The following is a 13,385-nucleotide window of genomic DNA, read 5'->3' as shown; positions in this document are numbered from 1 at the left end:
TCACGGCACCAGCTTGTAGCCACCGGCTTCCGTGACCAGGATCTCCGGATTGGCGGCATCTTTCTCGATCTTCTGCCGCAGCCGGTAGATGTGGGTTTCCAGGGTGTGGGTGGTGACACCCGAATTATAGCCCCAGACTTCCTGCAGCAGCGTCTCGCGCGACACCGGCATCTGGCCGGCCCGGTACAGGAAGCGCAGGATCGCGGTTTCCTTCTCGGTCAGCCGCACCTTCCGGGCGTTGGCGCCGGTCAGCATCTTGGAGCCGGGCCGGAAGCTGTAGGGGCCGACGGAGAACACCGCGTCCTCGCTGGCCTCGTGCTGGCGCAGTTGCGCCCGGATCCGGGCCAGCAGCACGGCGAACCGGAACGGCTTGGCGACGTAGTCATTGGCGCCGGATTCGAGGCCCAGAATGGTATCCGAATCGGTGTCGTGGCCGGTCAGCATGATGATCGGCGCCTTGAAGCCCCCCTTGCGCAGGGAGCGGACCACTTCGCGGCCATCGGTATCGGGCAGGCCGACATCCATCAGCACCAGATCGGGGGAATTGGCCTTGGCGGCGCTGGCGCCCTTGGCGCCGGTATCGACCGCGGAGGCTTCGAACTCCTCATGCAGTGATAATTGCTCGACCAGCGTGTCGCGCAGATCGGTATCGTCATCCACGATCAGGATCTTGCGGGCATTGGCCATAGGTACGATCCTCTTGAGGCAGGCGGCGGACACAAGTGGGAGCGTCTCAAGCCGGTCTTGGTCGGTTGGTCGATGACGAAACTGGTTCGCGGGCGAACCTCGGCCATCGGGTACGGAATCAGGTAGGAGATTGTTACAATTTCACAAGGCGAACCGCAGTGTATCCCATATTCGAGGGGCTGTTGGATGAATGTCCTGTAATGGGCGTCAAATAGAGCAATTGCGGCCGGGGAGGCAACCCCAGGATTTGGACGTTTGGCATGGGAAGCACCAATTTTTCAATCACTTATGGGACAGAAGCGCGTGATCGGCCGCTCTCGGCGATCAGGGTTCACCGCGGCGCCGGCGACCCGCGCCGGGGCTGGCTGACGGCGGACGGCTGGACCGTCCCGGTGGCACTTGGTCGCGGCGGCATCCTCGCCAACAAGCGCGAAGGCGATGGCGGCACCCCGCGGGGCACCTACCGGCCACTGCAATTATGGTGGCGCGCCGACCGCCACTCGCGCCCGCCAACCTTTCTGCCGGTCCGGCCAATCCGGCCCGAGGACGGCTGGTGCGAAGACCCGAAGGACCGTCACTACAACCAGCCAATACAGCTCATGCGTGACCAGACCGGCGACCGCCTCACACGCGACGATCACCTCTACGACTTCATCGTCGAGATCGATCACAACAGCGCGCCGCGTATTGCCGGCCGCGGCAGCGCGGTGTTCCTGCATCTGGCGCGCACGAATTTTTCCGCCACAGCAGGCTGCGTTTCGATGACAAAATCTGCGATGCTGCGGTTGCTGCGGCGGATGGGGCCGCAAACCAAAATTACTATTGGATGAACTTCATTTCAGGATGCGGGGATTATGCAGGACAGACATCAGATTGCGTCTGCATCGCAGACGTTGCACGGCCATTGGCGCGCCGGCACCAAGCTTGACGCGCTCGACAACTGGCTGCGGCCACAGGACCGCATCGAGGCGTATGCGATCCAGGCCGCGATCGAAAGATTTTCGACGACCCATCTGTTCGGCTGGAAGATCGCAGCCACCAGCGAGGCCGGGCAGAAACACATCAATGTCGACGGTCCGATGGCCGGACGCATTCTCGCCGAGACCGTGATCCCTGACGGCGGCATGGCGTCGATGGCCGGCAACGAAATGCGCGTTGCCGAGCCGGAATTCGCGTTTCGCATGCGCTACGATCTACCGTCGCGATCGACGCCCTACACGATGAGCCAGGTGCTCGATGCCGTGGACACGCTGCATCCGGCGATCGAGATTCCGGATTCGCGCTTTTCGGATTTCGTCAGCGCCGGCGACGCCCAGATCATCGCCGACAACGCCTGCGCGCATCTGTTCGTGCTCGGCCCGGCCACGACGGCGGACTGGCGCGCGCGCGACCTGGTCGAGGAACGACCTGTCACCACGCTGCGCGGCCAGCAATTCATCGGTCACGGCAAGAACGTGCTGGGCGACCCCCGGCTGGCGCTGACCTGGCTCGCCAACGAATTGCGCCAGCTCGGCGTGACACTGAAGGCGGGCCGGGTCGTCACCACAGGCACCTGCCATCCGCCGCTGCCGATCCAGGCTGGCGATTTCTGCGCGGTCGATTTCGGGGTGCTCGGGAAAGTGTCGGTGGGGTTCGAGTAGACGGCTTCACACTCGGTGTCGTCCCGGCGAAGGCCGGGACCCATAACCACCGCTATGTATTGTTTACAAAGTGTATCAACTCCGACCGTGCACCACCGAGAAGCCGCGGCGTGGGTCCCGGCCTTCGCCGGGACGACAAGTCAGCGATGCCCGAAAATCGCCGAGCCGACGCGGATATGCGTGGCGCCGAACTGGATCGCGATCGCAAAATCGGCGCTCATGCCCATCGACAGACTCTTCAAGCCGTTGCGCGCGGCGATCTTTGCGGTCAGCGCAAAATGCGGCGCCGGCGCCTCGTCGACCGGTGGAATGCACATCAATCCGGAAATCAGCAGGCCATACTTCTCCCGGCAGCTTGCAATGAACGCATCGGCCTCGCCGGGCGCGACGCCGGCCTTCTGCGGCTCCTCGCCGGTGTTGAGCTGGACGAACAATTCCGGCTGTTTTTTCTGGGAATTGATTTCCTTGGCTAACGCTTCGCAAATGCTCGGGCGGTCGACAGAATGAATGGCATCGAACAGCGCCACGGCCTCTTTCGCCTTGTTGGATTGCAGCGGCCCGATCAGATGCAGCGCCAGCCCCTGGTAAGCGGACATTAACCCAGGCCATTTCGCTTTGGCTTCCTGCACGCGATTCTCGCCGAATACGCGCTGTCCGGCGTCGATAATGGGCGAAATCGCCGACGCGTCGAACGTCTTGGACACCGCGATCAATTGTACCGTCGCCCGATCGCGGCGCGCTTCCTTGCAAGCGCGCGCGATGTCCTGCTCCACGGTAGCAAGTCCGCCAGGTAAAGGTTCTGTTAGCGAGCTGGTCGTCGGAGGCGTCATGTGAATTGTGGCTCGTACATTTACGGGATTTCCTTGGATTTTACCAAGTTCGGGAAGGGCTTTTTGAATCCTTCGCTTTACCCTGCCACGCGGGGTGGGGAACAAGATGTCTGCCGTTACTTTCAACCGCAACAGAGTGAAACTCAAGAAGCTTCTGGGGATCCGGACGCGGCTGGTGCTGCTGGCGTTGATCCTGGTGGCGCCCTTGATGCTGGAACGCGTCCGTTCGCTCGAACATGCCCGCTCCAAGCAAATCGCCCTTGCCACCGAAGAATTCCTCAACATCGCGCAGCATAGCGCCGATACCCAGCGCGAAGTCGTCTCCTCCGTCGAGACGATGCTGAAATCGGCGGCCTATATCCGCGCGTCCAGCGGCATCGGTCGCGGTTGCGAAATCCTGCGCGCCAGCCTGCCGAGCAACCTGCCCTGGATCCGCAGCATCATGATCGCGTCCAAGGACGGCCTCGTGCAGTGCTCGACCTTGAACATTCAGGTGGGACTGCAAATCGGCGACCGCGAATACTTCAAGAAGGCGCAGGCAAGCCGCGACTTCGTTTTCAGCGACTATCTGTTCGGCAAGACAAACGGGCGGCCGATGATGATGGCGGCCTATCCGGTGTCTGCCATCAATCCCGAGGAAGATGCCGTCGTCGTCGCCGGCATCAATATCGACTGGCTGTCGAAGATCATGACCAATCTCGGCGGGCGGCCGGGAATTTCGTCGTTGCTGGTCGACAGCGCCGGCGTCGTCCTCGCCGCGCCCACCGATCAGACCAGCATGATCGGCCGGCCGCTGGATTCGGTGCCGCTGATGTCCGCCGTGGCGGAGAAGGCCCTGAGCTCCGACGCACCGACCGGCTCGCTTTCGTTCACCGCTTCCGACGGCTCGAATCGCACGATCAGTTTCTCCCGCATTTCCGGAACGCAATCCCGCCTGATCGTCAGCATCGACGAAACCAGGGTTACCGCCGCGATCAATCGCGAGATCCGCACCGCCTATCTTCAATTGGGATTCGTTTGCCTGTTCGTGCTGCTGGGCGCGCTGATCGGCGCGGAAAAGCTGATCATCAACCCGATCGAGGTGATGACCGGCATGGCCAAGCGCTTCGGCGAGGGCGACCGGTCGGCGCGCGTCGCGCGCAGCAAACTGCCTGCTGAATTCATGCCGCTGGCGCGCGCCTTCAACGCGATGGCCACCCAGCTCAGCCAGCGCGAGCGCGAGCTTCTCGCCAACAACGACCGCCTCACTGTGATCGCATCGATCGATATGTTGTCGGGTCTTGCCAACCGCCGCGGGTTTCAGAGCCGTCTGGATTTCGAGTGGATGAAGGCGCAGCAATACAACAGCCAATTGTCCCTGCTGATGATCGATGTCGATCACTTCAAGCTCTATAACGACACCTATGGCCATCCCGAGGGAGACGCCTGCCTGACCAGGCTCGGCGAAACGCTGGCCGGGATCGCCGCCGACACCATGGGCTTCGCCGGCCGCTATGGCGGCGAGGAATTCTGCCTGCTGCTACCGAACACCGATTCGCTCAAGGCACTGGCGATCGGCGAGATGGTGCGCACCGCGGTTCTGGACCTGAAAATACCGCACCACACCAGCAGCCATCACACCGTCACCGTGAGCATCGGTGTGGCCGGCACGCTGCCGCACGACGCGCTGCGCCCGGGCGACCTGATCGAAGCCGCCGACGCCGCCCTCTACGCCGCCAAGCACCGCGGCCGCAACACCGTGGTCGAGCATGGATTTGCGCGGATGGCGGATCAGGCCGGAATGGCGCTGGCGGGTTAGCCCGCCACCTGCTGCTCAGGCACGAGTTCAGCCTCGGTGACGACCCGGTTGCGGCCGGTCTTCTTGGCCTGATAGAGCGCGCGGTCGCAGCGCTCGATGAGGTCGGACATCGATTCGCCGCCCTGGAACTGGGCCACGCCGATGGAGATGGTGATGCCGGGCAGTGCTTCGCCGGTCGAACGGCGGGAGATGTGGCATTCAGCAACCAGACGCCGGATACGTTCCGCAATCGTGGCAGCCGTCGTCAGGCCGGCGTTCGGCAGGATTACGATCAGCTCCTCGCCGCCGTAGCGCGCCGGCAGATCGATGTCCCGCACGGCCTCGCGCAGCACCCTCGCCATCAGGCGCAGCACCTGGTCGCCGACCCCGTGACCGAACTCGTCGTTGAAGCGCTTGAAGTGATCGATATCGATCAGAAGCGCACTCACTGGATCATCCTGTTCCATCGCCGCGAGCTGAGCCTTGCGGAAGAACTCCTCCAGCGCCCGGCGGTTCGGCAAGCCGGTCAGCGTGTCAGTCTTGGCCCGCTCCTCGGACTTGACCAGGGAGTCGCGGATCGTCGCCAGTTCGCGTGATTTCTCGACAAAGCTGACTTCGAGCTTGGTGGCGCGCGTCGTCGCCTTGGCGAGTTCGCCCATCAGGCTCTCGATCAGCTGCTTGGGATCGACGCCGGCCTCGGTGCGCTCGGTGACATCGTTGATGGCAGCCATTTGCGTGCGGTTGTCGGCGATCGCCGTGGTCAGGAACTGCTTGGCCGACGCCATCACCGAATGCAATTGCTGGGAGACTTCATAGGCCACCGCCTCGTCGGTGGCCTTCGATCCGACATAGCTCTCATAGATTTCGCGATTGGTCTGGGCGTCGAATTTGCGCTTGTTGCCGATCAGGATATCGATCGCCCGCTTGAGCACCGGCGGCGTGCCGAGCGTATAATTGAACCAGACGTGGAAATTGTTCGGCGTCGGCGGCACGCGATGCTCGGCCATTGAGCGCATGGCCGTTTCAGCGACCGACGTCGCGTACTCGAAATCGAGCTCGTCGAATCCCGCGGTCACGGCTTTGATGGCTTCCTACCGGTGAATTGGTGCTCTTTTCATAGGCAGGTTCCCACGAATTCGTTAAATGCCCCTCAACCGACCCGCCGGCAATGCGGCTCCAGACGCCCCGGGGGGCCTGTCGATCTGCGCCAACCCGTTGACCCCGCAACCGCTTTTGTGGCCTAGTCCGCCGTCTTTCAGACGGCCCCGAATCCATAAAAGCCCAGCGATTCCATGACCTCCGAACGCTATAACGCCCGTGACTCCGAGCCGCGCTGGCAACGCCAGTGGGACCAGAAGGCGATCTTCGCCTCCAAAAACGACGATTCCCGGCCGAAATATTACGTCCTCGAGATGTTCCCCTACCCGTCCGGGCGCATCCATATCGGGCATGTCCGCAACTACACGCTGGGCGACGTGCTGGCGCGCTTCATGCGCGCCAAGGGGTTCAACGTGCTGCACCCGATGGGCTGGGACGCGTTCGGGCTGCCGGCCGAGAACGCCGCGATCGAGCGCAAGGTCGCGCCCAAGGCCTGGACCTACGACAACATCGCCGCGATGAAGAAGCAGCTGCAGTCGATCGGACTGTCGCTCGACTGGAGCCGGGAATTCGCGACCTGCGACCCCAGCTATTACAAGCATCAGCAGAAGATGTTTCTCGACATGCTGCGCGCCGGTCTCGCCGAGCGCGAGAAGCGCAAGCTCAACTGGGACCCGGTCGACATGACCGTGCTCGCCAACGAGCAGGTGATCGACGGCCGCGGCTGGCGTTCCGGCGCCGTGGTCGAACAGCGCGAGATGAGCCAATGGGTCTTCAAGATCACGAAGTACTCGCAGGAACTGCTGGACGCACTGGACGGGCTGGATCGCTGGCCCGACAAGGTGCGGCTGATGCAGCGCAACTGGATCGGCCGCTCCGAGGGCCTCCTGGTGCGCTTCGCGCTGGATGCGGCAACGACGCCGGCCGGCGAGTCTGAGCTGAAGATTTTCACGACGCGCCCCGACACGCTGTTCGGCGCCAAGTTCATGGCGATCGCGGCCGACCATCCGCTGGCGATCGCGGCGGCAGCGAAGAATCCGAAGCTCGCGGAGTTCATCGCCGAGGTCAAACGCATCGGCACCGCCCAGGAAATCATCGACACCGCCGAAAAGCAGGGTTTCGACACCGGCATCCGCGCCGTGCACCCGTTCGACTCGAACTGGAAGCTGCCGGTCTACGTCGCCAACTTCGTGCTGATGGAATACGGCACCGGCGCCATCTTCGGCTGCCCCGGGCACGACCAGCGCGACCTCGACTTTGTGAATAAATACGCGCTCGGCGTTACGCCTGTCGTGTGCCCCGAAGGCCAGGACCCGAAGACGTTCGTGATCACAGACACCGCCTATGACGGTGACGGGCGCATGATCAATTCCCGCTTCCTCGACGGCATGACCATCGAACAGGCCAAGGAAGAGGTCGCAAAGCGGCTGGAAAGTGAACTGCGCGGCAACATGCCGGTCGGCGAGCGGCAGGTGAATTTCCGCCTGCGCGACTGGGGCATTTCGCGGCAGCGCTATTGGGGCTGCCCGATCCCGGTGATCCATTGCCCGAAATGCGATGTGGTGCCGGTGCCGGACAGCGACCTGCCGGTAGTGCTGCCGGAGGATGTCTCCTTCGACAAGCCCGGCAACGCGCTCGACCATCATCCGACCTGGAAGCACGTCGCCTGCCCGAAATGCGGCAGCAAGGCCCAGCGCGAAACCGACACCATGGACACGTTCGTGGATTCGTCGTGGTACTTCGCGCGCTTTACCGATCCCTGGAACGAGAACGCGCCGACGACGCCTGATGTCGTGAACCGGATGTTGCCGATCGACCAGTATATCGGCGGCGTCGAGCACGCGATCCTGCATCTGCTGTACAGCCGCTTCTTCACCCGCGCGATGAAGGCGACCGGCCACATCGGTATGGACGAGCCGTTCGCCGGCATGTTCACGCAGGGCATGGTGGTGCACGAGACTTACCAGAAGGCCGATGGCTCTTACGTCACGCCCGCCGAGGTGAAGGTCGAGACCGGCGGCAATGGCAAGCGCGCCCTTCTGCTGACGACGGGTGAAGAGATCACCATCGGCGCGATCGAGAAGATGTCGAAGTCGAAGAAGAACACCGTCGACCCCGACGATATCATCGCGACCTACGGCGCCGACGTCGCGCGCTGGTTCATGCTGTCGGACTCACCGCCCGATCGCGACGTGATCTGGAGCGACGAGCGCGTGCAGGGCGCCTCGCGCTTCGTGCAGCGGCTGTGGCGGCTGGTCAACGAATCGGCCGAGATCGCCAAAATGGCCCCGGCCGCCCGGCCGGCCTCGTTCGGCGACGATGCGTTGGGCCTGCGCAAGGCGGCCCATGGCGCGCTGGACAAGGTGTCGAACGGCATCGAGCGGCTGCATTTCAACGTCTGCCTCGCCCATATCCGCGAATTCACCAATGCGCTGGCCGAAGTGCTGGGGCGCGAGGGGCAGCCGGCGCCTGACCTGAGTCCAGATCTTTCTTGGTCGGTCCGGGAGGCCGCGGTCATCCTTGTTCAACTGTTCGCGCCCATGATGCCCCATCTGGCCGAGGAGTGCTGGACGGTATTGGGGCAATCCGGGCTGATTTCGGAAGCCGATTGGCCCCAAATCGAACGCGATTTGCTGGTTGAAGACACGGTGACGCTGGTGGTTCAGGTCAATGGCAAAAAACGGGGTGATGTAACCGTGCCACGGGGCGCCCAAAATCCGGAAATTGAGGCTGCCGTTCTGGCCCTTGATGCGGTAAAACTGGCCTTGGGTGGCAAGGCCGTCCGCAAGGTGATTGTTGTTCCCATGAGGATCGTGAATGTCGTTGGCTAGGACCCGGATCGCCGCTCGGCTGCTGGCCGTTGTCGCTCTGGCGGCGCTGACGGCCGGCTGTTTTCAGCCGATGTATGCCGAACGCGCCGACGGCTCGCCCGGCCTGCGCGAGAAGCTGATGGGCGTGGAAATCCCGCCCGTCGACAAGAACAACGCCTCCCGCGAGGCCCGCATCCAGGTCGAAATCCGCAACCAGCTGGCGTTCAAGCTTTATGGCAATGCGACCGGCATGCCGCCGACCCATCGGCTGGTGCTGCGGTTCTCCACCACCCGCTCGTCGCTGATGCTCGATCCGACCACAGCGCTGCCGTCGAGCGAGAATTACGGCATCGATGCGCAGTACAATCTGATCGATCTGGCGACGAACAAATCTGTCATGACCGGCACGACCTTCTCCCGCGTGTCCTATGACATCCCGGGCCAGATGCAGCGTTTCGCCCGCGCCCGCGCCTTCCGCGACGCCGAGGATCGCTCCGCCAATGAGATCGCCGAGAACATCCAGACACGGCTGGCGTCGTTCTTCGTCGCTGGAAGCTAAGAGCCCGTCATTCCGGGGCGCGCGTTAGCGCGAACCCGGAATCCAGAGATTATTCGATCGAGATTCCGGGTCCACGCGAAGACGCGTGTCCCGGAATGACAAGGTTGGTATGGTCGCGCTTCGCGGAAAAGAAATCGACGCCTTTCTCGCCCGGCCTGATTCCGCCCGTCCCATCATTCTGCTGTACGGCCCGGACGCCGGCCTGGTGCGTGAACGCGCCGACGCATTGCTGGCGTCCGCCGTCGACGATCCCAACGATCCGTTCTCAATGGTGCGGCTGGACGGCGACGAGCTGTCGGCCGAGCCGTCGCGGCTGGTCGATGAAGCGATGACGGTGCCGCTGTTCGGCGGCCGCCGCGCCATCCGCGTGCGTGCCGGCTCGCGCAGTTTTGCTGGCGGCATCGACACGCTGGCGGAGATGCCGCTCAAGGATTGCCGCATCGTGATCGAGGCCGGCGAACTCCGGCCGGAATCGCCGCTGCGAAAGGCCTGCGAGCGCGCCAAGACCGCGGTCGCGATCGCCTGCTATCCCGACACCGAACGCGACCTTGCCAAGCTGATCGATGACGAATTGCGGCCGTCCAATCTGCGCATCGCGCCCGACGCCCGCGCGGTGTTGACCGCATTGCTCGGCGGCGACCGGCAGGCCTCGCGCAACGAATTGCGCAAGCTCGCGCTCTACGCCCACGGCCAGGGCGAGGTGTCGATCGACGACGTGATGGCGGTTGTCGCTGACGCATCCGAGCTGAAGCTCGACCCGATCGTCGACGGCGCGTTTGCGGGAAAGCCTGATCTGGTCGAAAGCGAATTCGCCAAAGCCATGATCGCCGGCACCTATCCCGGCGTGATCATTTCGGCAGCCCAACGTCAGGCCGCATGGCTGCACAAATCGGCGCTTGCGGTGGTCGAGGGCACGCCGGTCTCGACGTTGCTGGAGAGCGGGTATCCGCGGCTGCATTTTTCGCGCAAGGGCGCAGTTGAAGTCGCGTTGCGGAATTTCAGCGCCGCGCGGCTGGTCGCGATTATCGACCAGCTCGCGACCGCCGCATTCGACATGCGCAAACAAGCCACGCTGGCAGCCGCGATCGCGCAACGCACGCTGCTGTCGATCGCGGCGAACGCGAAACGGCGGGGATGAAATTTCCTCGTCGTCCCGGCGAACGCCGGGACCCATACGCCGCGGCCGGCGTTATTGGAAAAGGAAGCCAACGACCAGCGGGTAAAACAATGACCGCTGGTGGTTATGGGTCCCCCGATGCGCAATTGCGCATCTGAGCTCAAGGCCGGGACGCCGAAAATAAATTCGAGCGCTCCGTTCAACCGCCCTTCGCCAGCCGCCGCATCACTTCGTCGAGCTGCTCGAGGTTGCGGTAGCTGATCTGGACGCTGCCGCCGGGATCGCGGTGATTGACGGTGACGGCCAGCCCTAGCGCGTCGCTGACGCGTTTCTCCAACGCTATCGTATCGGGGTCCTTGGTCTTGCCGCCGCTGCGGGCCTTCTGCGGCTTGCGCTCCGGCACGCCTTCTTCATGCGCCAGCGCTTCGGCCTGGCGGACGTTGAGGCCTTCGGCGACGATGCGCTTTGCGGAGGCAAGCGGATCCGGCACGCCGATCAGCGCGCGGGCGTGGCCGGCGGACAATTCGCCGTTGGCGATGAGGGCCTGCACTTCCGCCGGCAGCTTCGTCAGCCGCATCATGTTGGCGACATGGCTGCGGCTCTTGCCGACCTCCTTGGCGATCTCTTCCTGGCTGCGTTTGAATTCTTCCGCGAGCGCGTGATAGCCCTGCGCCTCTTCCATCGCATTGAGGTCTTCGCGCTGCACGTTCTCGATGATCATGATCTCGAGCGCGTCGCTGTCGCTGACCTCGATCGGCACGATCGGCACTTCATGCAGGCCGGCCAGCTGCGAGGCGCGCCAGCGGCGTTCGCCGGCGATGATCTCGTAGCGATCAGCAACGCCCTTCACCGGACGCACCACGATCGGCTGGATCACGCCATGCTGCTTGACGGAAGCAGCGAGCTCACCGAGTTCGGCATCGGCAAACGTCCGGCGCGGGTTGCGCGGATTTGCCTTTAGAAATTCGATCGGCACCTTGCGCTGATTGCGCGGGCGCTCGACGTGCGCGGCCTCACCGCCGACATCGCCGATCAGACTTGCAAGACCGCGGCCCAGTCGCGAACGCGCTTCGTCGGCCATCGCCAGCTCCCTTGGATTCACGCAACTTACTCCGAAATTAGAAACTGTGTTTCTTGTAGGATGGGTAGAGCGCAGCGAAACCCATCATCTTGATCGCGTATGTGGCGGTGGGTTTCGCTGCGCTCTACCCACCCTACGATTTCGCGCTAATGCGTTCGCAGCTCACGCTCGCGCTGGATCACCTCGGTTGCGAGTTTCAGATACGCATCGCTGCCGACGCATTTGAGATCGTAAACCAAGACCGGCTTGCCATAGGACGGCGCCTCGGAGATGCGCACGTTGCGCGGGATCATGGTGTTGTAGACCTTGGCGCCCATGAACTGCCGGACGTCGGCGACGACCTGGTTCGACAAATTGTTGCGCGAGTCGAACATGGTCAGCACGATGCCGTGGATCGACAGGGTAGGATTCAACGTCGAGCGCACCTGCTCCACGGTCTGCAACAATTGCGACAGACCTTCGAGCGCGAAGAACTCGCATTGCAGCGGCACCAGGATCGCGTCGGATGCCGCCATCGCATTGACGGTGAGGAGGTTGAGCGACGGCGGGCAGTCGATCAGCACATAGGTGTAATCGGAGTCGGGCGCCGCGTTGCTGTTCAGCGCCGCGATGGCGTCGCGCAGCCGGAAGGCGCGGCCGGGCGTCGATCCCAGCTCCAATTCGAGACCCGACAAGTCCATGGTGGAAGCCGCGATATGCAGACGCGGCACGGCGGTTACAACGACAGCTTCGCGCAGCGGGGCTTCACCGATCAGCACATCGTAGGTTGAACAGTTGCGGTTGCGGCGATCGATGCCGAGACCGGTGGAGGCGTTGCCCTGGGGGTCGAGGTCGACGATCAACACGCGCTCGCCAATCGCAGCGAGTGCGGTGCCAAGATTGATCGCGGTGGTAGTCTTGCCGACGCCACCCTTCTGGTTGGCGAGCGACAATATGCGCGGATGGGCTGCCGGCGTAGGCGCCTTATCCTCTTGATATACTTCATCAATCACGGTCATACCCGGTACCCATCGCGGAAGTTCCGCGTCGCTCGATGCGGTCGAGTTCGACGATCCAGCCTTGTCCGCCCGTGCGGCTGGAATGAAGTTGCGGCTCAATATTCCAATATTTAGTGGCTTCGGTCAATTCAGCCTCTACATCTTGGCCCTTTAGAAATAACGCTTTTGCGCCCTTTCCTATCAGCGGTTCCGCGAAACCGATGAGCTGATGTAACGGAGCCAGCGCCCGCGCAGTGACGCAATCGACAGGGCCGGCGATTCTATCCACGATATCCCCGATGTCAGCGAGATGCACGGTCCCGGCCGCCGAGGTCACACGAATTGCTTCGCGCAGGAACGCGGCTTTCTTGGCGTTGCGTTCGACCAGCTGAATATTGGCGCCCGGCGTCTCGGCCAAAGCGCAGGCGAGGACCACACCCGGAAAGCCGCCGCCGCTGCCGAGATCGACCCACCTGGTTGCAGTGGGGGCCAAGCTCAGCAGCTGCAGCGAGTCGGCGATATGGCGGGTCCAGAGATGTGGAAGTGTCGATGGCGCCACCAGGTTTGTTTTGGCCTGCCATTCCCGGAGCAGATCGACATAGCGATCCAGCCGCGCCTCTGTTTCACGTGAAACGGGGGTGAGGGCGAGGGCGGCGGCTTTGTCGGAGGTTGGGACCATGAATTTTACTTGCTCGGCATCTTATCGATTCGCTCGAAGGCCGCCGCTGCTGAGGCTGTCATTGCGAGCGAAGCGAAGCAATCCATCGCGCAGCATAACGGAGGTGGATTGCGTCCGCCTTCGCTCATGA

General features: G+C 63.1%; 12 protein-coding genes. 6 read left to right on the top strand and 6 right to left on the bottom strand.

Translation table 11 applies throughout. From position 1 onward, the window contains the following. Entirely contained in the window at positions 1–687 is a 687-nt protein-coding gene (locus JQ597_RS10865; protein ID WP_044539278.1) for a response regulator transcription factor, read from the bottom strand. Between the two features lie 260 nt (positions 688–947). Here JQ597_RS10865 and JQ597_RS10860 point away from each other — a divergent pair, with 260 nt between their 5' ends. Then, a complete protein-coding gene (locus JQ597_RS10860) occupies positions 948–1,517 on the top strand; it encodes a L,D-transpeptidase family protein (protein WP_212264167.1) in 570 nt (189 codons plus the stop codon). Between the two features lie 24 nt (positions 1,518–1,541). Next, positions 1,542–2,327, top strand: a complete 786-nt coding sequence (locus tag JQ597_RS10855) for a 2-keto-4-pentenoate hydratase (RefSeq protein ID WP_212264166.1) — start codon at positions 1,542–1,544, stop codon at positions 2,325–2,327. A 140-nt stretch (positions 2,328–2,467) separates the two neighbouring features. Here the strand turns inward: JQ597_RS10855 and JQ597_RS10850 are convergent, their stop codons facing one another. Further along, entirely contained in the window at positions 2,468–3,157 is a 690-nt protein-coding gene (locus JQ597_RS10850) for a YggS family pyridoxal phosphate-dependent enzyme (protein WP_212264165.1), read from the bottom strand. 106 nt (positions 3,158–3,263) lie between these two features. Between JQ597_RS10850 and JQ597_RS10845 the strand changes: the two genes are divergently transcribed. Further along, the gene (locus tag JQ597_RS10845) at positions 3,264–4,955 is read left to right on the top strand and encodes a diguanylate cyclase domain-containing protein (RefSeq protein WP_212264164.1); all 1,692 of its coding nucleotides are present in this window, start codon (positions 3,264–3,266) and stop codon (positions 4,953–4,955) included. On the opposite strand, the gene JQ597_RS10840 is transcribed toward JQ597_RS10845, so the two are convergent. Continuing rightward, positions 4,952–5,941, bottom strand: coding sequence for a GGDEF domain-containing protein (locus tag JQ597_RS10840; RefSeq protein WP_212264224.1), 990 nt, complete (start codon positions 5,939–5,941; stop codon positions 4,952–4,954). The two genes, JQ597_RS10845 and JQ597_RS10840, sit on opposite strands and share 4 nt — an antisense overlap. Positions 5,942–6,226: 285 nt before the next feature. Here JQ597_RS10840 and leuS point away from each other — a divergent pair, with 285 nt between their 5' ends. The 3 genes from leuS to holA all read left to right on the top strand — a co-directional run bounded on the left by leuS (position 6,227) and on the right by holA (position 10,539). Next, positions 6,227–8,863, top strand: coding sequence for a leucine--tRNA ligase (gene leuS, locus JQ597_RS10835; RefSeq protein WP_212264163.1), 2,637 nt, complete (start codon positions 6,227–6,229; stop codon positions 8,861–8,863). Further along, positions 8,850–9,401, top strand: a complete 552-nt coding sequence (locus JQ597_RS10830; RefSeq protein ID WP_212264162.1) for an LPS assembly lipoprotein LptE — start codon at positions 8,850–8,852, stop codon at positions 9,399–9,401. Before leuS ends, JQ597_RS10830 begins: the two co-directional genes overlap by 14 nt. Positions 9,402–9,510: 109 nt before the next feature. After that, the gene (gene holA, locus JQ597_RS10825) at positions 9,511–10,539 is read left to right on the top strand and encodes a DNA polymerase III subunit delta (RefSeq protein WP_212264161.1); all 1,029 of its coding nucleotides are present in this window, start codon (positions 9,511–9,513) and stop codon (positions 10,537–10,539) included. Between the two features lie 178 nt (positions 10,540–10,717). Here holA and JQ597_RS10820 read toward each other — a convergent pair whose 3' ends face one another. From JQ597_RS10820 to rsmG, 3 genes are all read right to left on the bottom strand, one after another. Further along, positions 10,718–11,599: a ParB/RepB/Spo0J family partition protein gene (locus JQ597_RS10820; RefSeq protein WP_212264160.1), complete on the bottom strand. Its 882-nt coding sequence runs from the start codon at positions 11,597–11,599 to the stop codon at positions 10,718–10,720. 146 nt (positions 11,600–11,745) lie between these two features. Next, a complete protein-coding gene (locus JQ597_RS10815) occupies positions 11,746–12,597 on the bottom strand; it encodes a ParA family protein (RefSeq protein WP_212264159.1) in 852 nt (283 codons plus the stop codon). Next, positions 12,584–13,255 (bottom strand): 16S rRNA (guanine(527)-N(7))-methyltransferase RsmG, encoded by a 672-nt coding sequence (gene rsmG, locus JQ597_RS10810; RefSeq protein ID WP_212264158.1) that lies wholly within the window; start codon positions 13,253–13,255, stop codon positions 12,584–12,586. Before rsmG ends, JQ597_RS10815 begins: the two co-directional genes overlap by 14 nt. Positions 13,256–13,385 lie beyond the last annotated feature (130 nt).

This window comes from Bradyrhizobium sp. AUGA SZCCT0177 (assembly GCF_018130125.1).
Lineage (GTDB): Bacteria > Pseudomonadota > Alphaproteobacteria > Rhizobiales > Xanthobacteraceae > Bradyrhizobium.
This window is presented reverse-complemented; position numbering and strand designations above follow the sequence as displayed.

Excerpts from the sequence above, each read along its gene's own strand:
- JQ597_RS10840 (WP_212264224.1), bottom strand. The coding sequence starts at position 5,941 with ATGGCCGAGCATCGCGTGCCGCCGACGCCGAACAATTTCCACGTCTGG.
- JQ597_RS10830 (WP_212264162.1), top strand. The coding sequence starts at position 8,850 with ATGTCGTTGGCTAGGACCCGGATCGCCGCTCGGCTGCTGGCCGTTGTC.
- JQ597_RS10855 (WP_212264166.1), top strand. The coding sequence starts at position 1,542 with ATGCAGGACAGACATCAGATTGCGTCTGCATCGCAGACGTTGCACGGC.
- leuS (WP_212264163.1), top strand. The coding sequence starts at position 6,227 with ATGACCTCCGAACGCTATAACGCCCGTGACTCCGAGCCGCGCTGGCAA.
- JQ597_RS10850 (WP_212264165.1), bottom strand. The coding sequence starts at position 3,157 with ATGACGCCTCCGACGACCAGCTCGCTAACAGAACCTTTACCTGGCGGA.
- JQ597_RS10845 (WP_212264164.1), top strand. The coding sequence starts at position 3,264 with ATGTCTGCCGTTACTTTCAACCGCAACAGAGTGAAACTCAAGAAGCTT.
- holA (WP_212264161.1), top strand. The coding sequence starts at position 9,511 with ATGGTCGCGCTTCGCGGAAAAGAAATCGACGCCTTTCTCGCCCGGCCT.
- JQ597_RS10815 (WP_212264159.1), bottom strand. The coding sequence starts at position 12,597 with ATGACCGTGATTGATGAAGTATATCAAGAGGATAAGGCGCCTACGCCG.
- JQ597_RS10820 (WP_212264160.1), bottom strand. The coding sequence starts at position 11,599 with ATGGCCGACGAAGCGCGTTCGCGACTGGGCCGCGGTCTTGCAAGTCTG.
- rsmG (WP_212264158.1), bottom strand. The coding sequence starts at position 13,255 with ATGGTCCCAACCTCCGACAAAGCCGCCGCCCTCGCCCTCACCCCCGTT.
- JQ597_RS10865 (WP_044539278.1), bottom strand. The coding sequence starts at position 687 with ATGGCCAATGCCCGCAAGATCCTGATCGTGGATGACGATACCGATCTG.
- JQ597_RS10860 (WP_212264167.1), top strand. The coding sequence starts at position 948 with ATGGGAAGCACCAATTTTTCAATCACTTATGGGACAGAAGCGCGTGAT.